This window comes from Pseudomonas pseudonitroreducens (assembly GCF_021603645.1).
Classification (GTDB): Bacteria; Pseudomonadota; Gammaproteobacteria; order Pseudomonadales; family Pseudomonadaceae; genus Pseudomonas; species Pseudomonas pseudonitroreducens.
The window spans coordinates 490511-510753 of sequence record NZ_BQHJ01000005.1 but is presented as its reverse complement, the minus strand read 5'-3'; the positions used below and the strand labels follow the sequence as shown (position 1 = coordinate 510753).

Annotated in this window: 18 protein-coding genes; 10 read left to right on the top strand and 8 right to left on the bottom strand. The window is 65.8% G+C overall.

Annotation, left to right across the window (positions count from 1 at the left end; translation table 11 throughout):
* Window positions 1-109: 109 nt before the first annotated feature.
* On the bottom strand, window positions 110-1708 hold the full coding sequence (locus tag L6D89_RS15270) for a PGAP1-like alpha/beta domain-containing protein (protein WP_236200341.1): 1599 nt from the start codon (window positions 1706-1708) through the stop codon (window positions 110-112).
* A 165-nt stretch (window positions 1709-1873) separates the two neighbouring features.
* On the opposite strand from L6D89_RS15270, the gene L6D89_RS15265 reads away from it, so the two are divergent.
* On the top strand, window positions 1874-2755 hold the full coding sequence (locus tag L6D89_RS15265) for a hypothetical protein (protein WP_236200340.1): 882 nt from the start codon (window positions 1874-1876) through the stop codon (window positions 2753-2755).
* Window positions 2756-2824: 69 nt separating this feature from the next.
* Here the strand turns inward: L6D89_RS15265 and L6D89_RS15260 are convergent, their stop codons facing one another.
* Entirely contained in the window at window positions 2825-4552 is a 1728-nt protein-coding gene (locus tag L6D89_RS15260; protein WP_236200339.1) for a SulP family inorganic anion transporter, read from the bottom strand.
* Between the two features lie 169 nt (window positions 4553-4721).
* Between L6D89_RS15260 and L6D89_RS15255 the strand changes: the two genes are divergently transcribed.
* Entirely contained in the window at window positions 4722-5396 is a 675-nt protein-coding gene (locus L6D89_RS15255) for a MarC family NAAT transporter (RefSeq protein WP_236200338.1), read from the top strand.
* A 107-nt stretch (window positions 5397-5503) separates the two neighbouring features.
* Here the strand turns inward: L6D89_RS15255 and L6D89_RS15250 are convergent, their stop codons facing one another.
* The 5 genes from L6D89_RS15250 to L6D89_RS15230 all read right to left on the bottom strand — a co-directional run bounded on the left by L6D89_RS15250 (window position 5504) and on the right by L6D89_RS15230 (window position 11023).
* Window positions 5504-6319: an HpcH/HpaI aldolase/citrate lyase family protein gene (locus tag L6D89_RS15250; RefSeq protein ID WP_236200337.1), complete on the bottom strand. Its 816-nt coding sequence runs from the start codon at window positions 6317-6319 to the stop codon at window positions 5504-5506.
* A 32-nt stretch (window positions 6320-6351) separates the two neighbouring features.
* Entirely contained in the window at window positions 6352-7542 is a 1191-nt protein-coding gene (locus L6D89_RS15245) for a CaiB/BaiF CoA transferase family protein (RefSeq protein WP_236200336.1), read from the bottom strand.
* 79 nt (window positions 7543-7621) lie between these two features.
* Complete coding sequence (locus L6D89_RS15240) at window positions 7622-8971, bottom strand: MmgE/PrpD family protein (protein WP_236200335.1); 1350 nt, start codon at window positions 8969-8971, stop codon at window positions 7622-7624.
* A gap of 16 nt (window positions 8972-8987) precedes the next feature.
* Window positions 8988-10148 carry an acyl-CoA dehydrogenase family protein gene (locus tag L6D89_RS15235; protein ID WP_236200334.1) on the bottom strand — a complete coding sequence of 387 codons (1161 nt, stop codon included), beginning with the start codon at window positions 10146-10148 and terminating at the stop codon, window positions 8988-8990.
* Window positions 10149-10195: 47 nt separating this feature from the next.
* Window positions 10196-11023, bottom strand: coding sequence for an HTD2 family dehydratase (locus tag L6D89_RS15230; protein ID WP_236200333.1), 828 nt, complete (start codon window positions 11021-11023; stop codon window positions 10196-10198).
* A 134-nt stretch (window positions 11024-11157) separates the two neighbouring features.
* Between L6D89_RS15230 and L6D89_RS15225 the strand changes: the two genes are divergently transcribed.
* The 3 genes from L6D89_RS15225 (at window position 11158) to map (ending at window position 13139) form a co-directional block, all read left to right on the top strand.
* Entirely contained in the window at window positions 11158-12072 is a 915-nt protein-coding gene (locus tag L6D89_RS15225; protein ID WP_236175679.1) for a LysR family transcriptional regulator, read from the top strand.
* A gap of 90 nt (window positions 12073-12162) precedes the next feature.
* Window positions 12163-12372 carry a ParD-like family protein gene (locus tag L6D89_RS15220; protein ID WP_236175680.1) on the top strand — a complete coding sequence of 70 codons (210 nt, stop codon included), beginning with the start codon at window positions 12163-12165 and terminating at the stop codon, window positions 12370-12372.
* Window positions 12369-13139, top strand: a complete 771-nt coding sequence (gene map / locus L6D89_RS15215; RefSeq protein WP_236200369.1) for a type I methionyl aminopeptidase — start codon at window positions 12369-12371, stop codon at window positions 13137-13139. Before L6D89_RS15220 ends, map begins: the two co-directional genes overlap by 4 nt.
* Window positions 13140-13147: 8 nt before the next feature.
* Here map and L6D89_RS15210 read toward each other — a convergent pair whose 3' ends face one another.
* Window positions 13148-13981, bottom strand: coding sequence for an oxidoreductase (locus L6D89_RS15210; protein ID WP_236200332.1), 834 nt, complete (start codon window positions 13979-13981; stop codon window positions 13148-13150).
* Window positions 13982-14072: 91 nt separating this feature from the next.
* Here L6D89_RS15210 and L6D89_RS15205 point away from each other — a divergent pair, with 91 nt between their 5' ends.
* The 5 genes from L6D89_RS15205 to L6D89_RS15185 all read left to right on the top strand — a co-directional run bounded on the left by L6D89_RS15205 (window position 14073) and on the right by L6D89_RS15185 (window position 20240).
* On the top strand, window positions 14073-15026 hold the full coding sequence (locus L6D89_RS15205) for an AraC family transcriptional regulator (protein WP_236200331.1): 954 nt from the start codon (window positions 14073-14075) through the stop codon (window positions 15024-15026).
* Between the two features lie 184 nt (window positions 15027-15210).
* Complete coding sequence (locus tag L6D89_RS15200; RefSeq protein WP_236200330.1) at window positions 15211-15957, top strand: AraC family transcriptional regulator; 747 nt, start codon at window positions 15211-15213, stop codon at window positions 15955-15957.
* A 113-nt stretch (window positions 15958-16070) separates the two neighbouring features.
* Window positions 16071-17558, top strand: a complete 1488-nt coding sequence (locus L6D89_RS15195) for an efflux transporter outer membrane subunit (protein ID WP_236200329.1) — start codon at window positions 16071-16073, stop codon at window positions 17556-17558.
* Window positions 17555-18715, top strand: coding sequence for an HlyD family secretion protein (locus tag L6D89_RS15190; RefSeq protein ID WP_236200328.1), 1161 nt, complete (start codon window positions 17555-17557; stop codon window positions 18713-18715). Before L6D89_RS15195 ends, L6D89_RS15190 begins: the two co-directional genes overlap by 4 nt.
* Complete coding sequence (locus L6D89_RS15185) at window positions 18705-20240, top strand: MDR family MFS transporter (RefSeq protein WP_236200327.1); 1536 nt, start codon at window positions 18705-18707, stop codon at window positions 20238-20240. Before L6D89_RS15190 ends, L6D89_RS15185 begins: the two co-directional genes overlap by 11 nt.
* The last annotated feature ends 3 nt before the right edge of the window (window positions 20241-20243 follow it).

The window sequence follows — 20243 nt, the reverse complement described above, 5'->3', positions numbered from 1 at the left end:
ACTTTGCCTGGGCGGCCAACCCCTCAACTGCTTCGCCAGGGAATTCCCTTCACAGGATGTCGGGTTTGCCATTTCCCAGCGCAAACCCGATCGATACGTCCTTCCGCTGTCAGTTGCTTCCACGTGCGGTTGAGTTCCACGGTCGCGCTTCGATGCGCAGCGTGCCTGTCACGCCCGGGCGCACTTTCTGCTCGATGGGGATATCGAAGCCGATACCGCCGGCAATCACTTTGCTGTTTGCGGCAATGCCCGGCTTGCCGGGGTTGTTCTCCTGGAAGCCGTACTTCAGGCTCCAGCCGACCGGTGATGCCGGATCACGCACGGCCTCGACCAGGATCTGCTTCTGCAGGATGTAACTGCCCTCGTAATGGCGCTTGAGGAAAAGCACGCCATCCACCTCGTAGTCCGGCACCAGAATGCGTAACTCGAAGGCGAAACTGACCGACTTGGAGGTCTTCACGCTCTTGTCCGGGTCGAGGAATACCGAAAACAGATGCGGGCTCTGGCTGCGGTCTGGCGGCCTGACGCCGCCGGCGTTACCGGGGAACAGTTGTTCGTAGGAGCGAAAAATCGCCGAATTCTCCCGCACTTCTCGCCGTGTGATCTGCCACTGGCTGCCGCGGATGCTCACCGCCACCTCGAACTGGTATGACGCCCTCACCTGCTTGCCGTCCTTCATCTGCTTGTCGACTTCGGCAGGCAGGGTGATGTCGTCAATGTCGAGCACGCCGTCGAAGCGCAGTTTGCCGAAGAGGAATCGCGTCAGGTTCTGGAAACCCTCCTCGGAATTGACGATGCCGTAGTACCCGGAATGACTGCGATGGACGAAAGCCCTGGGTGAGCCGACATCCTTGCCGTCGGTGTCCGTACCATGAGTCGTTGCGTTCTCGATGCGTACCAGGCCGTCGCTTTCGTCGCCGGCGGCCCAGGCCGATGCGCCTGCCATGACCCTGTAGTCCTTGGGATTGGTACCGACCAGATTGAAAATCCAGTCGGCCGGAAAGCCACGGACTTCGGACACATCCTCGGTGCCCTTGGGCAGGCTCAGGTAATCGGCCATGCGCTCACGGTTGAAGTTGTTGACGTCGCCGAAGGTCAGCCAGCCCGGTACGTTGCGCACGATGCGCATGTCGATGCCGTTGTGCGGCGTGGCATAGGTGAAGAGTTTTTCTACTGCATCGCGTGCCTCCTGTGTGCCCAGGCTGGCGTTCTGCAGAAAGGCCCGGCAGACCAGGCCGCCCATGGAATGGGCCACCAGATTGACGCGGAAATTCTGCGCGGTTACGCCGGCGGCAAGGTTTTCCGGGTTGTCCAGGACCTTGCGCTTGAGGGCGAGAATCAGGTCGTTCAAGCCTTGGGCGAAGTGCGTGATCGGTGGTGTCTCACCAGAGCCGAAGACGCTGGAGGCCTCATCGTAGAAACGATGGATGACCACGCAGCGATAAGGAACCGCTTCGTTGCCGACGCCAAGCTTGTCGATGCCATCGAAGTACAGGTCGTCGTACTGGTATTCGCCCATCAGGCGCACCAGCGGCGATTCGAAATAGAAACGCTGGGTTTCGCCAGTCCAGCTCCGGCGCGACCGGGTGGAACCGATGTTGAATCCCATGTAGGGATCGGAAACGGTATCTTCGATTTCCCCGGCGGTCGCGGCAAAACCGCGGACGTAAATGATCGGATGGAACGGGTGCAGTGGTGATGCAGGCATGACGAGGCTCTCCTTGCTGGACATGGCCGGGCATGACCCGGGCTGTGTGACGAGGAGCAACCTCCCGCTCTTCCTGGCAGAGCCACACCTGCTCATCGGCGTTGATCAATAGAGTTAGTCGAGGGGCTGGCGCGCGTCTACCGAGCGTCCTGGCCAGACGACGAATTGCATCTGCTGCAATCGCGCAAGCCAGGCGCCCTGCTCCGCCTGGCGCTATCCAGCGCGAGCGGCGAACTTCGTCCGGCGTCGAGGCGAGACGCAGCTATCCTGAGTTCGAACGGCCCAACGGCGACAAGGAGACGCTGCTTGAATCGGACCCGACTGTTCATCGCATCCTGCCTGTTGCTGACACCAATCCTGAGCCTTGCCGACAGCGCGGCGGCCTTCCTGCATGGCCGCGTCTACGAGCTGCGCCGCGATATGAAGCAGCCCTCCTGCGTCGAGTGGCCAAGCGGCCTTCCGAATGGCGTCTGGGGCAACGGCGGCGAATACCTGCCCGACAGTGACTATCTGAGCGCCGATGGCGAGGTGCTGATCACCTCCGCGATCTACAAGCCCGCCGGCGTTCGGGTCTCACACACCTTCTACAGGAGCCGCCAGGCGTGCCAGGCCGAGCTCGCCGGAAAGCCTTCCGCTGTACCGAGCGCAGTTTCAGCAAAGGACGTCGCCCAGGGCACCTACGTCGACAGGCTCCAGCGCGATGTCGGCAGCCGCCTGTATTTCAGCTCTGCCGAAGCCGAGACGCTGGTGAAGAAGATCAATATCGACTGCAAGGCTCCGGATGGACGCTACCTCCCCCTCTATAACGCGCTGCTGGCCCGCCTGGATGAAGCCAGTACGCCCGAGGCCTGGATGGAGACCAGCGTGGTCAATACCGGCAAGAAGCTGCAGGTGTTCGACAGCGTTCGCCTCAAGAGTGGCAAGGAGCTCACCCCGCAATTGACCCTGGAGATCAATGAATTCGGCGGTTATGAAGCCCACGGTGTTCGCCAGCAAGCGTTGTCGAACGCGTGCTTTGGCACCTACGGCCCCATCTGGAAGCTCTAGCGGCGGCGGTATCGGCGCGTAACCCCTGCCCCGCCTGCTGCCCGGCTGATTTTTCCTGCGCCCTGCTGATCAGGGCTTCCAGTCCACGCCGGAATCGGCCAGATAGGCGTCCACGGCGGCCCCCACGGTCGGATGGAACGCCGATTCGCCGAGCCCCTCGAACAACTCGAACTGTTTCATCTTGTCCTTCACCGGGTCTTTCATCTCGGCGAACTGCAACTCGACGCCACGCTGCTCCAGGATCCTGTCCAGTTCGGCGAGCATGTCGGCGGAGGTAATGTCGATGCTGGTCACCGGGCCGGCGGCGATCACCAGCCGCTGCACAGGCGTCGGCGACTCGGCCAGCGCGGCCAGTACCTGGGCCTGGAACTGTTCGGCGTTGGCAAAGAACAATGGCGCATCCCAGCGCAGCAACACAAGGCCGGGGATGCGCCGGGCATTCGGGTAACGCGTTACATCATGATAGCCGCGCACCCCGTCTACCCGCGCGAGCACGGCGTGGTGCGGCCGCCAGCCATCCCAGAGGAATTCGATTACGGAGATCGCCACGGCGATGCAGATGCCCGGAATCGCACCGAACACCGCCACGCCGGCAAAGCAACTGATGGATAGCCAGAACTCCCACTGCTGCAAGCGGAAGATGCGCTTGAGGTCAGTGAACTCGAACAGCCCGATCGCGGCGGCGATCACCACGGCTGCCAGCGCGCTGTTAGGCAGGTATTGCAGGAGATCGGGGGCGAACAGGAGCAACAGGGTAACCGCCAGGGCGCCGACGACACCGGTGAGCTGCGTCTTCGCCCCGGCCGCTTCAGCCACCGGCGTGCGCGAGGAGCTGCTGCTGATCGGAATGCCCTGGAACAGCCCTGAGGCGACGTTCGCCACGCCGAGACCGAACATTTCCTGGTTCGGGTTCACCGGGGTCTTCAATCGCGCCGCATAGGTGCGCGACAGTACGCTGGTGTCGGCGAAGGAAACCAGCGCCACTGCCACGCCACCGAGCAGTACTTCGACCAGGTCGATATCGCTCAGCCACGGCAAGGCGAACGACGGCAGTCCTTGCGGCAACTGCCCCAGCACCTTCACGCCGTGGCTGCCGAGGCCGAACAGGCTGACTGCCAGTGTCGCCAGGATTACCGCAATGAGGATGCCCGGAATGCGCTTGCAGGGCTTGAGCAGCAGGATCAGCAGCAGGCTGCCGGCGCCCACGGCGAAGCTGGTCCAGTTGGCCTTCCCCTCCAGCAACGCCTGGCCGAGGTGCCAGAGATCGCGCAGTGGCCCCTCGCTGTCGAGCGTAAGGCCGAACAACCTGGGCAGCTGACTGATCAGTACGGTGAGCGCGATGCCGTTCATGTAGCCGTAGCGGATCGGTTTAGACAGCAGTTCGGTGATGAAACCCAGGCGCAGCAGCCCGGCGATCATGCACACGGCACCTGACACCAGCGCCATCAGACTGGCGATGGCAATGGCTCGCTGCGGGTCGCTCGCCGCGTATTGCACCACCACCGCGAGGATCGGCGCGGCCAGCGCCGAATCGGGGCCGAGCACCAGGATGCGGCTGGGTCCGAACAGCGCGTAGGCGAGCAGCGGGATGATGGTCGCGTACAACCCGTAGATGCCCGGCACGCCGGATGCCTCGGCATAGGCGATACCCACCGGCACCAGCATGGTGGTCAGCACCAGGCCGGCGGCCAGGTCCTTGGGCAGCCAGCGCGCCTGGTAATCGCGCAAGGTGGCGAGGCCTGGCAACCAGCGCTGCCAGTCGAAGCCGGAACGGGCTCGCGACGGGGTCTCGGACATCGGCAATGTGACTCCAGGCGAAGGCGGCGCGCTGTTCGAGCGAAGCGGCCAGCTGACCGTGATGCAGCGTAGTTCAGCGTTCGGGCAAAGAGTGGCGCGGGTTCGGCGCCGGACTGCCGATTCGCACCTAAACTCCAGTCCAGCCCGACACCAGCGGAGGCGCCCGGCCATGAGCAGTTTGTTCGACGCTATCCTACTTGGGCTGCTCGCCTTGCTGCCCCTGATCAATCCACCGACGACAGTGGCGCTGTTTCTTGCCCTGTCCCAGGGGTTCAGCCACGAAGAGAAGAATCAGCAGGCGCTGCGGACCGCCTGCTACGTGTTCATCATCATGGCGCTGACCTACTACATCGGCGAGTTCATCATGGGGGTGTTCAGCATCTCGATTCCGGGGCTGCGCGTCGCCGGGGGCGGCATCCTCTGCATCATCGGCGGGCGCATGCTGTTTCCCGCCCCCATGCCCTCCCCTGATGCCCGTGAAGAAGCCCCCGAGCGCACCAGCTTCGCCTTCATCCCGCTGGCCATGCCCAGCACCGCCGGGCCCGGCACCATCGCGATGATCATCAGCTCTTCAGCCAGCATCAAGCACAGCACCAGCTTTCCACCCTGGGTGATTCTGGTCGCGCCACCATTGATCTTCCTCTGCACCGCGCTGATCCTCTGGGGCTGCCTGCGTGCCTCGGACCTGATCATGAAAGCCACGGGCAAGTCCGGCATCGATGCGATTTCGCGGCTGATGGGCTTCCTGCTGGTGTGCATGGGTGTGCAGTTCGCCATCAACGGCTTGGTGGAGGTCATGCAGGGGCTGATCAATGCCAACGCGCATCTATTGCAGCAGCCTTGAGATCGACCGGCGCCTGCTGGGAGCAAGAGCAAGCATGTTGGCGAACGATTGACACCGCTGCCGGCGGAAAAATGTTCGCGAGCAAGCTCGCTCCTACAGATAGTCGCTCAGTTGCCGGCGCTGGCCAGCAGCCGACGGGCGCGGCCGAGCACTGGCGCGTCGACCATCTGGCCGTCGACCTGGAAGGCTGCCGCGCCGCTCTCCGCCGCAGCCACCACCCGCCGGGCCCAGTCCAGTTCGTCGGTGCTGGGGGCCAGTGCTGCATGGGCGACGCCGACTTGCCTGGGGTGGATGCACAGCGCACCGAGCAACCCGAGGTCGCGGCCATGGCGGATGGTCGCGGCGAAGCCTTCGGCGTCGTCGAACGCAGGGAAGACGGTATCCAGCGGTGGCTGCAGGTCATTCACCCGCGAATGCAGCAGCAGGCTCAGGCGAACCTGGTCGTAGACCACGGCGGCCGCCGCAGTGCCGCTGCTCATGCCGATATCCAGCGCCAGGTCGAGGCCGCCGAACGTCAGGCGCTCCACGCCTTCGCAAGCGGCAATCTCGCCCAGCGCAAGCAGGCCGCGGGCGCTCTCGATCAGCGGCCACACCGGCTTGCCGCAGGACGCGGCGATGCGCACCTGCATGGCGCGCTCGGCCTTGGGCAACAGGATGCCGATGATGCCAGGCAGGCGCCCGCACAGCTCGAGATCGGCCGCCTGCTGCGGATCGCCAGCGGCATTCACCCGCACGCGCACACGGGCGTCAGGATTGGCGCCGAGGAAGGCTTCAAGGTTGTCGCGGGCCTGGCTCTTGAGCGACGCCTCGACAGCATCCTCGAAGTCGACGATCACGGCGTCGGCACCGCTGGCCAAGGCCTTGGCGAAACGTTCCGGGCGGCTGCCGGGCACGAACAACGCGGTTCGCACAACTGGATTCATGGGGCTTTCCTGACTCACGGGGTTCTCCTGGGTCATACCGCGCCCTGCTCATGCAGGCGCTGGATATCACCGGGGGTATAACCCAGTTCCTGCAGCAGGTCATCCGTCTGTTCACCCAGCGCCGGCACGGCATCCATGCGCGGGGCGTAGGCATTGCTGTTCACTGGGGGCAACAGCGCGGGCAGGCGCCCGGCCGGACTGTCGATGTCACGCCAGCGGTTGCGAGCGGCCAGTTGCGGGTGCTGCCACAGACCGCGCATGTCGTTGACGTGGGCGTTGGCAATCTGCGCCTGCTCCAGGCGTTCGATGACTTGCCCGGCGGCCAGCCCCGCGAAGGATTCCACGATCAGCGCGCGCAAGGCATCGCGATTGGCCACACGCAGGCTGGTCGCGGTGAAGCGCGGGTCGCTCGCCAGCTCCGGCCGCTGCAACACCACCTCGCAGAACTGCTTCCATTCCCGCTCGTTCTGCACACCGAGCATGACGCTGCCGCCATCGCCAGTGGGGAACGGCCCGTAGGGATAGATGGTGGCGTGGGCGGCGCCGGCGCGTGGTGGCTGCGACTGCCCTTCGAAGGCGTAGTACATGGGGAAGCCCATCCACTCGGCCATGCCTTCGAGCATCGACACTTCGACGCGGCTGCCCTCCCCCGTGCGGCCGCGCAGCAGCAGCGCGGAGAGAATGCCGCTGTAGGCGTACATGCCGGCGGAAATGTCGGCGATAGAACAGCCGGCCTTGGCCATCTCGTCGGCTCCAGGCCCGCCGGTGACCGAGAGGAAGCCGCTCTCGCTCTGGATCAGCAGGTCATAGGCTTTCTTCTGTTCGTAGGGGCCACCTTCGCCATAGCCGGAAATGTCGCAGACGATCAGCCGCGGGAAACGCTCGTGCAGTGCCTCGAACGACAGCCCCAGGCGTGCCGCAGCACCTGGCGCGAGGTTCTGCACCAGCACGTCGGCACGCTCGAGCAACTGTTCCAGCACCGCCTGGGCCGGCTCCTGCTTGAGATCCAGGGACAGGCTTTCCTTGGAACGATTGGTCCAGACGAAGTGCGAGGCCAGGCCGCGCACGCGCTCGTCATAGCCACGGGCGAAATCGCCGACGCCAGGGCGCTCGATCTTGATCACACGGGCGCCGAGGTCGGCCAGCTGGCGGGTGCAGAACGGCGCGGCAATGGCGTGTTCCAGGCTGACGACGGTAATCCCGTCGAGGGGACGCGAACTCATGGGCAACTCCAGACGCCGGCCGAGCGGCCGACGCTACGATTCAGTGGGATCGGGCGGCGGAGTCGCCCGCGAGTCTCTTTCAATGGAAGTCGTCGAGGTTCGACAGCTGGTGCAGCCGCCAGCTGGCCTGTACCAGTCGATCCGCTTCGCTCTCGCTGCGCTGGCCGGCGAAGGCCAGCAGGCGGCGGAACTTGTCCTCCAGCTCCGCCCGGCTCAGGCCGTTGCCCGGGTCGCCCTTGGGTTCATCGATGGCGCCGTGCAGTTGGCGGCCGTCGGTGGTGAGCACATCGACCCGGCCGAGCCAGCGGCGTGGGTAGGCGCCGTCCACTTCCCCATCGAGCTGCATGCTGACCTTCTCGCGGAACGCGGAAACCGCGGCGTCGCTCAGGGCGAACTCTTCGAACTCCACCAGCCCGGCCTTGCCGTGCACGGCAATCAGGCCCAGCACGGTGCCCATGGAGAACTTCGCCTGGTGCACAGTCTGCGGCACCACCACGCGGCCGAGCACATCGATGGCGCCCTGGTGCACGCGGGTGGTGACCTTGGCGATATCGCCGTGCGCCAGCCCTTCGCGCTGCATCAGGCCGAGCAGTGCGTCGGCGGCAGGATGGGTGTGGCGGCAGGAGGCGTGGAACTTGTAGGAGGTCTCGCAGAGCGCCCAGCGGGTGCCCAGGCCATCCACCAGCCGGCTCGGATCGGCGTCGCTGGACATGCCAGCCGCCATGCCCTGCTCGCCTTCGAGGATATTCTGCGCGCCGGTCAGGCCATCGGCCGTCAGGTAGGCGGCGAGCAGACCGTCAGCCGCAGCTTTCGCGGTGTGCAGTTGTTTGGAGTCGGCGGCGTCGCGGAGGAACTCCCAGAGCCCGGCGGCCTGGGTACCGGCACTGCCCAGGCAGTTGACGAACTGCCGGCTATCCAGCCCGAGCAGCTTGCCCACCGCCACCGCGGCGGCCAGGGTGCCGACCGTGGCCGTGGTATGGAAGATGCGGTAATGCGAGCGACCCAGGAACTCGCCGATGCGGATGCCCGCTTCATAGCCGGCAACGCTGGCAAGAATCAGCTCGCGGCCGGATTTGCCGAGTTCCTGCGCGGCGGCCAGGGCCGCCGGAAAGACCACGGTGGCCGGGTGCAGCACGGAGCTGTTGTGCAGGTCGTCCTGCTCCACCAGGTGCGAACTGGCGCCGTTGACCAGCGCGGCGAAGTAGGCGGACGTCGAGCTGCCGTCCACCAGCACGCGGCTCTTGCCGCTCGCCGGCCCCATGCGCTGGGCATAGCGCTGGAACAGCGGGATCGGGTGGCGGCTCTGGCTGGCCAGGGCCGAGCCGAGCCAATCGAGGAACAGTTCTTCAGTGTACTCGACCACTGTCGTGGGCAGGTCTTCGTAACGCAGGCCGGCAAGGAATTCGGCGAGGGCGTGGGTATTGTTCATCGCTTGTCGTCCCCGGTCAGAAAGAACGCGGCAGTTCGAGCAGGTGCTCGGCCACGTAGGACAGGATCAGGTTGGTGGAGATCGGCGCCACCTGGTACAGGCGCGTCTCGCGGAACTTGCGCTCGACGTCGTATTCGTTGGCGAAGCCGAAGCCGCCGTGGGTCTGCAGGCAGGCGTTGGCCGCTTCCCAGCTGGCCTTGGCTGCCAGGTACTTGGCCATGTTGGCGGCGGCGCCGGCGTTCTTGCCGCTGTCGTACTCCTGGCAGGCGCGCCAGCGCATCAGGTCGGCCGCCTCGATCTCGATGTGGGCCTCGGCGATGGGGAACTGCACGCCCTGGTTCTGCCCGATCGGGCGGCCGAACACCACGCGGTCGCGGGCGTACTGTGCGGATTTTTCGGTGAACCAGCGGCCATCGCCGATGCACTCGGCGGCGATCAGCGTGCGCTCGGCATTGAGGCCGTCGAGGATGAACTTGAAGCCCTTGCCCTCTTCGCCGATCAGGTTGCCGGCGGGGATTTCCAGGTTGTCGAAGAACAGCTCGTTGGTCTCGTGGTTGACCATGTTGGCGATCGGCTGCACGGTCAGGCCGTTGCCGATGGCTTCGCGCAGGTCGACCAGGAAGATCGACATGCCCTCGGACTTCTTCTTCACCTCGGCCAGCGGCGTGGTGCGGGCCAGCAGGATCATCAGGTCGGAGTGCTGGATACGCGAGATCCACACCTTCTGGCCGTTGATCACGTATTTGTCGCCACGGCGCACGGCAGTGGTCTTGATCTTGGTGGTATCGGTGCCGGTGGTGGGCTCGGTGACGCCCATGGACTGCAGGCGCAGTTCGCCGCTGGCGAGCCTGGGCAGATAATAGGCCTTCTGCTCGGCGCTGCCGTTCCGCAGCAGGGTGAACATGTTGTACATCTGCCCGTGGATGGTCCCGGAGTTGCCGCCGCAGTGATTCACCTCTTCGAGGATCACCGACGCCTCGGCCAGGCCGAGGCCCGAGCCGCCGTACTCTTCCGGGATCATCGCCGACAGCCAGCCGGCTTCGGTCATGGCGCGGACGAAGTCCTCGGGGAAGCCCTTCTCTTCATCGATCCTGCGCCAGTATTCAGCGGGGAACTCCGCGCAGAGGGCGCGCACGCCGTCACGGATGGCCTGGAGTTCTTCGGGGGTGGACGTCATCGAATCACCTCATGTCTTTCTTGTTGGAGGCACCGGAGGCGGTGCGGTCAGTCGAATTCCACTTCGCCGCGCTGGGCGATGCCGGCACCGTTGCCAGCCCAGACCTCGGCCTTGCCAGGGCCACTGAGGCGGCCACCGACGGCGAACGGTTCAGGGCTGATCAGCGGGCGCAAGCCACGGTAGGCATAGCGGCGCAGGCGCGCTGCGGGGTTGGCGCGGCAGAACGCGCGCAGATTCAGGGTGCCGATCAGCGGGCCGTGCACCACCAGCCCGGGATAGCCCTCGGCCTCGGTGACGTAGGGCCAATCGTAATGGATGCGGTGGCCGTTGAAGGTCAGCGCGGAATAGCGGAACAGCAGGATCGGTGTCGGCTCGACGGTCTCGCTCCAGTCGCCGGCGGGCAGCGCTTCGCCGCTGGAGAGCTTGGGTGGAGTCGGTTCGCGGTAGACGATGTCCTGCTCCTCGCTGAAGGCCAGGTGGTTGTCCTGGTGAAAATCGTGGCGCAGGGTGACGAACAGCAGCGAGCCGGTGCGGCCGTGTTTTTCCTCGACATTGAGGATGGTGGTGGTGCGCTTGGCCACGCCGCCGACGCGCAGGGGCTGGTGAAACTCCAGGCGGCCACCGGCCCACATGCGGTTGCGCCCATCGGCCGGCGGCAGGAAGCCTCCGCGCGCCGGATGGCCGTCGGCCCCCAGGCCCGCCTCGCCTACTTCGTCTTGAAAGAACATCCAGTGCCACAGCGGCGGCAGCGCTTCACCCTTGGCCGGCACCTCTTCGCCAAGGGTTACGGCCAGGCGGCGGACCAGCACGGCACTCAGTTCTTCCTCGCGCTCCTGGGAGCGGCCGATCCAGTCGGCGTAGGGCGAATCGCTCATTTCGGACCTCTTGGCGTTGTGGTGAACGGAGCATGCAACAGGGCTTGCGTTCGTCGAATCCACATTTTCATAATCCAGCATTCGGAAATCCCGAACGCCAATCCTCCATTCAAAGACTAGCGGGGACCTGTTCCATGCACTTCGACCTGGCCGACCTGCGCCTCTTCGCGCATATCGCCGAAGCCCCTAGCCTCACCCAGGGCGCACGCCGCGCCCATCTTTCGGCGGCTGCCGCCAGCGCGCGGATCAAGGCGCTGGAAGGACAGCTCGACTGCCGCCTCCTGTATCGCGACAACCGCGGGGTCGAGCTGACCCCCGCCGGCCAGCGCCTGCTGCAGCACGCGCGGCTGATCCTGCGCCAGGTGGACCACCTGAAAAGCGACTTCAGCGGCCAGGCCGGCGACCAGGTCGGGCACATCCGCATCTTCGCCAACACCACGGCGGTGACCGAGTTCCTCCCGGAGCTGCTGGCGGACTTTCTCGCCGATCGCCCCGGCGTCAGCGTCGACCTGCAGGAACGCCTGAACCGCGATATCGTCCGAGCCATCCTCGATGGCTCGGCGGACCTCGGCATCGTCGCCGGCCCGGTACGTGCGGAGGGGTTGCAGGTGGTCCACTTCAGTACCGACCGGCTGGTGCTTGCCGTCGCACCGGATCACCCGCTGTGCGCCCTGCCCCGCCTGACCCTGGCCGACACGCTGGATTACCCGCACATCGCCCTGCATGAGGGCAGCACCCTGCAGAGCTTTCTGCGCGAACGGGTTGACCGCATGGGTGGCGAGCTCAACCTGCGCATCCAGGTGGCCAGCTTCGAGGCCATCTGCCGGATGGTCGAGGCCGGGGTCGGTATCGGCGTCATCCCGGAAACCGCCGCCGTGCGCCACAGTCGCACCATGAACCTGCGAATCCTGCCGCTGGACGAGCCCTGGGTGGTCCGCGAACGCAGCGTGCTGCTGCGCGACCGTGAAGCCCTGCCCGCCTGCGCCCGCGCGCTGGTTGACCTGCTGCGCGGTCTGCAGGACAGCCCCCCGGCGCAGCCCTCCGCTTGAGCGCGAGGGCAGGTCGCTTTTGCATTGAACCTGCCGAAGCCATATGCTTGATATATGTTTTGTTATGTTTCATATGGAGATTCGCGACACATGGGCATCATCAACCTGGATGACGACCTGCACGATCAACTGCGCCGCGCCAGTTCGGTGACCTGCCGCTCGATCAACGCCCAGGCCGCGTTCTGGATCAGGATAGGCATGCTCTGCGAGCTGGAGCCGACCCTGAGCTTCAACCAGATTGTCACCCGCGAACTGCAGGAAGCCGGGGTGAAATGCCCGGCCGCGGTCGGCGCAAGATGATCAAGAGCACGGCGGAACTGGCGTTGATGGCCGAGTCCGGCCGGCTGCTGGCGAAGGTTTTCGGCTTCGTCGACACGCTGCCGCTGGAGGGCATGACGACCCTGGAAGTGAACGACCGTGTCGAGCGCTACATCGTCGACGAACTGCAGGCGCGGCCAGCCAGCAAGGGCCAGTACGGCTTTGCCTACGTGCTCAACTCCTCACCCAACCAGGTGGTCTGCCATGGTGTGCCGTCCGCGGCGGACCGGCTGCAGGATGGCGACATCGTCAACTTCGACATCACCCTGGAGAAGAACGGCTTCATCGCCGATTCGAGCAAGACCTACCTCGTCGGTAACGTTTCACCCGCCGCCCGGCGCCTGGTGGACATCACCTACGAGGCCATGTGGAAAGGCATTCGCACGGTGAAGCCCGGCGCCCGCCTGGGTGATATCGGCCACGCCATCGAGCGGCATGCCCGCCAGCACGGCTACAGCGTGGTCGAGGACTACTGCGGCCACGGCATCGGCCGCGAGATGCACGAGCCGCCGCAGGTGCTGCATGTGGGGCGCCCGCGCACCGGGCAGGTGCTCCGCCCAGGCATGGTCTTCACCATCGAGCCCATGCTCAACGAGGGGCTTTCCGGCGTGAAAACCCTGAACGACGAGTGGACCGTGGTGACCCTCGACGGCAAACTCTCCGCGCAGTTCGAACACACCGTGGCGGTGACCGCTACGGGCTTCGAAGTGCTCACGCTGCGCCCCGAGGAGCGCAGCGCCGGACGCTGACTTGCACCTCAGCCGTCGGTGGAACGAGTCAGCGTTTCCCAGCGGGTGATTTCCTCTTCCAGTGCTGAAAGCTTCTGCCGCACCAGGCCCAGCGCATCGTTGCCCAGCAGGAGGTGCCGCGGCGGCACGGCTGCCTCGATGGCCGCCAGCATGGCCCGCGCGGCTTTCCTCGGGTCGCCCGGCTGCTTGCCGCTTTTTTCCTGCCGCGCCTGGCGTACCGGGTCGAACAGCGCGTCGTAATCGGCAATGGAGCGCGGGCTGCGGACCATGGAGCGCCCTGCCCAATCGGTGCGAAAGGACCCTGGCGCCACGGCGGTCACCGCGATGCCGAAACCTTCGACTTCCTTGCCCAGCGCATCGCTGATGCCCTCCAGGGCGAACTTGCTGCCGCAGTAGTAGGCGATACCCGGCATCGTGATGTAGCCGCCCATGGACGTGATGTTGAGGATGTGGCCACGCCGGCGCTGGCGCATGCACGGCAGGACTGCCCTGATCATCGCCACGGCGCCGAAGACGTTGACCTCGAACTGCCGGCGCATTGCCTCCAGCGGCGATTCCTCGAGGATGCCTTCATGGCCGTAGCCGGCGCTGTTCACCAGCACATCCAGCGGGCCGACGCTGGCCTCGACCTCCGCGACCAGGCCCGGAATGGCATCGAAATCGGTCACGTCGAGCAGGCGCCCGAAGATTTGCCCGGGTGCCAAGGCTTCAAGTTCGGCGCGGGCCTGTTCGTTGCGAACCGTACCTACCACGCGATGCCCGGCGGCGAGCGCCTCGCGGGCCAGGGCGAGGCCGAAGCCACTGCTGGCGCCGGTGATCAGCAGGTTTTTGCGAGATGACATCAGGTGACTCCACTTCAGGGATTTGAGTGCACAATACTCAGCATCACCGCCATCTCGCAGACCTCAATCTCTGACTTTATTGCCTGATTCTATGAATGCGGAAATCGAAGCACCCTGCGCCGGGCAGGCACGCATGGCCGCCCTGCTCGGCGCATTGGCTCCCCAGGAGGGCTACAACCTCACCGCGCTGGCGGGCGTGCGACTGCTCCGCTCGAATCGCCCGCTGGCGCGCACCCCGGTGCTCTACGACCCCGGTATCGTGATCGTCTGCCAGGGCCGCAAGCGCGGCTATTTCGGCGATGAAATCTACCTCTACGACGAACAGCACTACCTTGCGGTCGCCGTGCCGGTGCCCTTCACCATGGAAACCGACGCCACACTGGAGCGCCCGCTCCTGGCCATCTACCTGCACCTGGACTTCCAGCTCGCCGCCGAACTGATGTTGCAGATCGACCAGATGGGCAAAGCTTCTGCCGAGGACGCACCACGCAGCCTGTTCTCCAGCCCGATGGCCCCGGCGCTGACGCAGTCAGTGCTGCGATTGCTCGAAGCGCTGAGCGAGCCGCTGGAAGCGGCAATCCTCGCGCCGGCGCTGCTGCGCGAGCTGTATTTCCGCGTGCTCACCGGCGCCCAGGGCAATGCCATGCGCGCGGCGCTGGCCATGCGCGGCCGCTTCGGCAATATCGCCAGGGCCCTGCAGCGCATCCATACGAGCTACGCGCAACCCATCGACCTGCCGCACTTGGCGAGCGAAGCCGGTATGAGCGTTCCGTCCTTCCATAGCCACTTCAAGGCCGTCACCCGCACCTCGCCCATGCAATACCTCAAGTGCACGCGGTTGCACCAGGCTCGGCTGCTGATCGTGCGCCAGGGCATGACGGCGCAGGCGGCGAGCCTGGCCGTCGGCTATGCCAGCGCCTCGCAGTTCAACCGCGAGTTCAAGCGCCTGTTCGGCCGAACACCGCTGGCGGAGGCACAGCGCATGCGGGAGAACTTCGCGATTCCGCCAGCGCAGGAGGCCTCGGGTTATGTCTCCTCTCACTGAACAGAACAATACTTATCGATAATCCCAATATTCTTCTGATTTTTGATGCGTTATTGCTCGCGACTTATTATTCCGGCAATACAACGCCAATTCATGCCGGATTGCCTCATTTAGAATGCTGGCTCAACCAGGAGGCCCCCGTGACGCCGCTCGACATTCCCTACCGCCGTAAAGGACAGGCAGCATGACCTGCGCCATGTCCCTCGAAGCGCTGGCCTACGACCACCGGGATGGCGAGGAAATCCTCCCGCACTGCCACAACCAGGCGCAGCTGATTCACTCGATTTCCGGCGTAATGCTGGTTGGCGCCGCCCAGAAGAACTGGGTGGTGCCGCCCGGCCATGCGCTCTGGGTTCCGCCCGGTACCGAGCATCAGATCCGCATGTTCGGCAGCGTGCGGATGCGCACGCTGTTCATGCCGGCATCAACCTGGCCCTGGGGCGGCCAGCAGTGCCAGCTGATCGAAGTGACGCCGCTGCTGCGCGAGCTGCTGGTCGCTGCCAGTGCGATGCAGGCCGGCGCTGGCAACGAGCAGCGCCGCCGCTGCCTGCACGAACTGCTGCTGGTGGAGATGGACGCGGCGCAGACGGTCGGCATTCACCTCGCCATGCCCACCGACCCGCGTCTGCAGCGCCTGTGCAATGCGGTGATCGGCGCTCCGGCAGATGAAACCGGCATGGAGGATTGGGCGCAGCGGCTGAACATGAGCAGCCGCACCCTCGCCCGCCTGTTCCAGCGCGAGCTGGGGATGAACTTCGGCGATTGGCGCACCCGCGTGCGCATGGTGCTCGGCCTGCAAAGGCTGATCGCCGGCGCTTCGGTACTGGAAGTCGCCCTGGAACATGGCTACCAGAGCCCGAGCGCCTTCTCGCAGACCTTCAAGCGCATCCTCGGGCAATTGCCCAGTCATTACCTGGCTGCGCGTTCCTGAGGCGGGCAGCCAGCTGGTTGTCATTTTCGCGAGGCTGGTTGTCAGGGCGGCGAGAGAACCGTAGCGGCGCAATCCCTAACCTGCGGGAGTCCGAAACGAAATGACTCCCCGATATGCCAATACCTACATCCAATCCACGCCATGCTCTGCTCACGCTGGCCTGCGCCGGCCTGCTGCTGGGCGGCTGTGCGGCGGTCAGCGAGCATCAGCCGCCCTCTTCCGGCACTTCCCCCGGTGCCGACTGGCGAGCACTGGCCAGCAACGTCGCTGCGCAGGACCCGCCCGCCCACTGGTGGCGGCTCTACCAGGATCCGCTGCTTGACCAACTGGTGATCCAGGCCCTGCAACACAATCAGCAGTTGCAGGCGTCCCTGGCCCATGTCGACGAACTGCTCGCCTTGCTCGGGCAGGCACGGGCGCAGCGCTGGCCGACGACCACGGCGAGCTGGCAGGCCGTCTACGGCCGCAGCAGCGACGACCAGACCGAAGCCAAGGCCCGCGGCAGCCGCGCCGGCTCGCAGTGGAACCAGATACCGGGGTTCGCGCTCGACTACCAGATCGATCTCTGGGGTCGGGTGCGCCAGTCGATCCTCGCCGCCCAGGCCAACGCCGAGGCGGCACAGGCGGCCCACGACCAGTTGCGCGTGAGTGTCGCCGCCGCCACGGCGCGCGCCTACGCCAATGCCTGCGCCTATGCCGGCCGGGCCGTCATCCAGCAGCACTCGGTGGCGACCGTCGAGCGCAGCCTCGATCTCACCCTTCGCCAGCGCCGCGCCGGGCTGCTCACCGACCTGGAAGTGGAGCGCATGCGCAGCCTGCTGGCGGAAACCCGCGCCGCTCTGCCGCGCCTGCAAGCCGAGCAGCAAGCCGCGCTGGAAGAGCTCAACGTGCTCACCGGTAGCCAGGCAGGGCAACTGCCGGCTGCGCTCAGTGACTGCCGCAGCGTGCCACAGCTGCACCAGGCGCTCCCGGTTGGCGATGGCTGGGCGCTGCTGCAGCGGCGTCCGGATATTCGCGCGGCGCAGCGCGAGCTGGCCGCCGCCGGGCACGAAGTCGGCGTGCGCCAGGCCGACTTCTACCCGAGTGTGTCGTTCGGGGCGTCGATCACCTCATCGGCCTCACGCCTCTCCGACCTTGGCGCGCACGAGGCGATCACCTATGCCGTCGGGCCGCTGATCAGCTGGAGCTTTCCCAACCTGCTTGGCACTCGTGCCCGTCTCGCCGCTGCGCAGGCCCGCGAGAATCAGCAGCTCGCACGCTTCCAGCAGCAGGCGCTGGTGGCGCTCAAGGAGGTTCGCCAGAGCCTCGCGCGCTACAGCGGCGAGGCTGGCCACCGCGCGGCACTGGGCAGCGCCCTGGACAGCAGCCGCAACGCCTATCGCCTGGCACAGGTGAACTACCAGGCCGGTGCGCTGGACTTCCTCGACGTGCTCGATAGCGAACGCGCCATGGTCCGCCTTGAAGCGGACACGGCCGAAGCCGACCAGCTACTCGCTGAGCGCCAGATCGATCTCTTCCACGCCCTCGGCGGTGGCTGGCAGGACACGCCAGCCAACCAGCTGGCCGGGCACACCACCACTGCCACGGAACCCGCAAGATGAATATGGCCGTCGCCGAACAACAAGCCGAAGCCGCCGAACACAAAGCTCAGCGCGAAAGCAGGCGTCGCCAGCGCCGCCTGCTGTGGCTGGGCAGCTGCGTGCTGCTGCTCGCCGTGCTGGGGTACGGCTCCTACTGGGCGAGCATCGGTCGCTACCTGGAGGAAACCGATGACGCCTACGTGCGTGCCGACTGGATCACCATCAGCCCGAAGGTGTCCGGCTACGTCGCCGAGGTGCTGGTCGCTGACAACCAGAGCGTCAGCGCCGGCACGGCGCTGGTACGCATTCAGGATCGCGATTATCAGGCACGACTGGCGCAGGCCCGGGCACGGCAGGTCGAAGCGCGTGCCGCCATCGCCGCGCAACAGGCCGCGCTGGTGACATTCGACGCCCAGTTGCAGGAACAGCAGGCGCTGATCGACCAGGCCGTCGCCGAGATCGACAGCGCCCGTGCCGAACGCCAGCGCGCGCAACTGGACTTCCAGCGCTACCGCGACCTCGTCGCCCAGCAGGCCGCCAGCAGCCAGCGCCTGGAGAGCGTCACCGCCGACTTCGCGCGGGCCCGCTCCACGCTCAGCCGCGCCGAAGCCGCGGCCAGCCGGCAGCGCACCCGCCTGAACGTACTCCAGGCCGGCCGCGCACAAGCCGCCGCGCAATTGCAACAGCGTCAGGCCCGCGCCGCCGAGGCAGATGCCAGCCTGGCCCTGGCGGAACATGAACTGGAGGACACCTTGATCCGCGCGCCCATCGCCGGCGTCGTTGGCCAACGCCGGGTACGCCAGCGCCAGTACGTCACGCCCGGCCTGCCACTGCTGGCCCTGGTGCCGCTGGAGCAGTCCTACGTGGTGGCCAACTACAAGGAAACCCAACTGCGCCGCATGCGCCCCGGCCAGTCGGTGGAGCTGCGCCTGGACAGTTTCCCGCAGGTGCGGCTGCATGGCCGTATCGAGAGTGTCTCGCCCGGCTCGGGGTCGATCTTCGCCTTGCTGCCGCCGGACAACGCCACGGGCAACTTCACCAAGATCGTCCAGCGCTTCCCGGTGAAGATTGCCCTGGACCCCGGCGCTCGCGAGCAGTTGCCGATCCTCCCCGGCATGTCGGTGATCGCCGAGGTGGATACCCGCGATGGCGGCGAGGCGCAAGCCGATGGCCAGTGAGAGCGAAAAAACCTCGCTGAAAGCCTGGGTAGCGGTGATCGGCGGGCTGCTCGGCTGCTTCATGGCCGGCATGAATGTGCACGTGACCAGCGCCGCCCTGCCGGAAATCCAGGGTTCGCTGAGTGCCAGCTTCGAGGAAGGCTCGTGGATTTCCACGGCTTACCTGGTCGCCGAGATCGTGATCATCCCGCTGACCGCCTGGCTGGTCGAAGTGTTTTCCCTGCGCCGGGTGATGCTGGTCGGCTCGGGGATCTTCCTGGCGGCCTCGGTGGCCTGCTCGTTCTCGCCGAACCTTGCCACCCTGATCGCTATCCGCGTGATCCAGGGGGCGGCCGGCGCGGTGCTGATCCCACTGTCGTTCCAGCTGATCATCACCGAGCTGCCGGCATCGCGGGTAGCCATGGGCATGGCGTTGTTCAGCCTGTCCAACAGCGTCGCCCAGGCTGCCGGGCCGTCCATCGGTGGCTGGCTTACCGACGCCTACAGTTGGCGCTGGATCTTCTACCTGCAACTGATCCCCGGCCTGCTCCTGCTGGCTGCCGTGGCCTGGGCGATAGCGCCGCAAGCCATGCAGGTGCACAAGCTGCGCAACGGCGACTGGCTGGGCATCGTCAGCATGATCATCGGCCTGGGGGCGATCCAGGTCGTGCTGGAGGAAGGTGGGCGCAAGGACTGGTTCGGTTCCGACTTCATCACTGGCATGTTGCTCGTCGGCGTACTCGCGCTTCTCCTGTTCATCCATACGCAGCTGTTCGGCCGGCGCTCGTTCATCAACCTGCGCCTGCTGGCCGGCTACAACTTCGGCGTGGCCAGCGCGGCAATGTTTATTTTCGGCGCAGCGACCTTCGGCCTGGTGTTCCTGGTGCCGAACTACCTGTCCCAGTTGCATGGCTACAATGCCCGCGAGATCGGCGTCAGCCTGATCGCCTATGGCCTCGTGCAATTGCTCCTGGCACCGCTGATGCCGCGCCTGATGCGCTGGCTGAACGCCAAGCTGATGGTCGCCAGCGGCTTCGCCATCATGGCGCTGGGCTGTTATCTCGGTGCACACCTGGATGCCGACAGCGCGGCCAACGTGATCATTCCCTCCACCGTAGTCCGCGGCATCGGCCAGCCGTTCATCATGGTGGCGCTGTCGGTGCTGGCGGTTTCCGGGTTGTCCAAACAGCAGGCCGGTTCTGCCTCGGCGCTGTTCTCCATGCTGCGCAACCTCGGCGGCGCGGTGGGGACGGCGGCGCTGACACAGATCGTCTCGCAGCGCGAGCGCTTCCACTCCGAGCGCATCGGCGAACAGCTGACGCTCTTCTCGCCAGCCCTGCAGGAACGCCTGCAAGACGACCCCGGCAGCGCCTTCGCGCTCAACGAATGGCTGCCGGCGCAGGCCGAAACCCTCGCCCGCCTGGGCGCGAACATTCGCCACGAGGCATTCCTCATGGCCTACGGTGATGCGTTCTATCTGTCTTTCATCGCCCTGCTGGCCTGTGCGGTGGCCGCACTGGCCCTGCGCGGCAACCCGCGTTCCTAGAGG

Bases quoted from the DNA above. Each gene is read 5' to 3' on its own strand.
- L6D89_RS15240 (WP_236200335.1), bottom strand. From the start codon at position 8,971: ATGAACAATACCCACGCCCTCGCCGAATTCCTTGCCGGCCTGCGTTAC.
- L6D89_RS15245 (WP_236200336.1), bottom strand. From the start codon at position 7,542: ATGAGTTCGCGTCCCCTCGACGGGATTACCGTCGTCAGCCTGGAACAC.
- map (WP_236200369.1), top strand. From the start codon at position 12,369: ATGATCAAGAGCACGGCGGAACTGGCGTTGATGGCCGAGTCCGGCCGG.
- L6D89_RS15190 (WP_236200328.1), top strand. From the start codon at position 17,555: ATGAATATGGCCGTCGCCGAACAACAAGCCGAAGCCGCCGAACACAAA.
- L6D89_RS15230 (WP_236200333.1), bottom strand. From the start codon at position 11,023: ATGAGCGATTCGCCCTACGCCGACTGGATCGGCCGCTCCCAGGAGCGC.
- L6D89_RS15185 (WP_236200327.1), top strand. From the start codon at position 18,705: ATGGCCAGTGAGAGCGAAAAAACCTCGCTGAAAGCCTGGGTAGCGGTG.
- L6D89_RS15250 (WP_236200337.1), bottom strand. From the start codon at position 6,319: ATGAATCCAGTTGTGCGAACCGCGTTGTTCGTGCCCGGCAGCCGCCCG.
- L6D89_RS15225 (WP_236175679.1), top strand. From the start codon at position 11,158: ATGCACTTCGACCTGGCCGACCTGCGCCTCTTCGCGCATATCGCCGAA.
- L6D89_RS15195 (WP_236200329.1), top strand. From the start codon at position 16,071: ATGCCAATACCTACATCCAATCCACGCCATGCTCTGCTCACGCTGGCC.
- L6D89_RS15270 (WP_236200341.1), bottom strand. From the start codon at position 1,708: ATGCCTGCATCACCACTGCACCCGTTCCATCCGATCATTTACGTCCGC.
- L6D89_RS15255 (WP_236200338.1), top strand. From the start codon at position 4,722: ATGAGCAGTTTGTTCGACGCTATCCTACTTGGGCTGCTCGCCTTGCTG.
- L6D89_RS15210 (WP_236200332.1), bottom strand. From the start codon at position 13,981: ATGTCATCTCGCAAAAACCTGCTGATCACCGGCGCCAGCAGTGGCTTC.
- L6D89_RS15200 (WP_236200330.1), top strand. From the start codon at position 15,211: ATGACCTGCGCCATGTCCCTCGAAGCGCTGGCCTACGACCACCGGGAT.
- L6D89_RS15220 (WP_236175680.1), top strand. From the start codon at position 12,163: ATGGGCATCATCAACCTGGATGACGACCTGCACGATCAACTGCGCCGC.
- L6D89_RS15235 (WP_236200334.1), bottom strand. From the start codon at position 10,148: ATGACGTCCACCCCCGAAGAACTCCAGGCCATCCGTGACGGCGTGCGC.
- L6D89_RS15260 (WP_236200339.1), bottom strand. From the start codon at position 4,552: ATGTCCGAGACCCCGTCGCGAGCCCGTTCCGGCTTCGACTGGCAGCGC.
- L6D89_RS15205 (WP_236200331.1), top strand. From the start codon at position 14,073: ATGAATGCGGAAATCGAAGCACCCTGCGCCGGGCAGGCACGCATGGCC.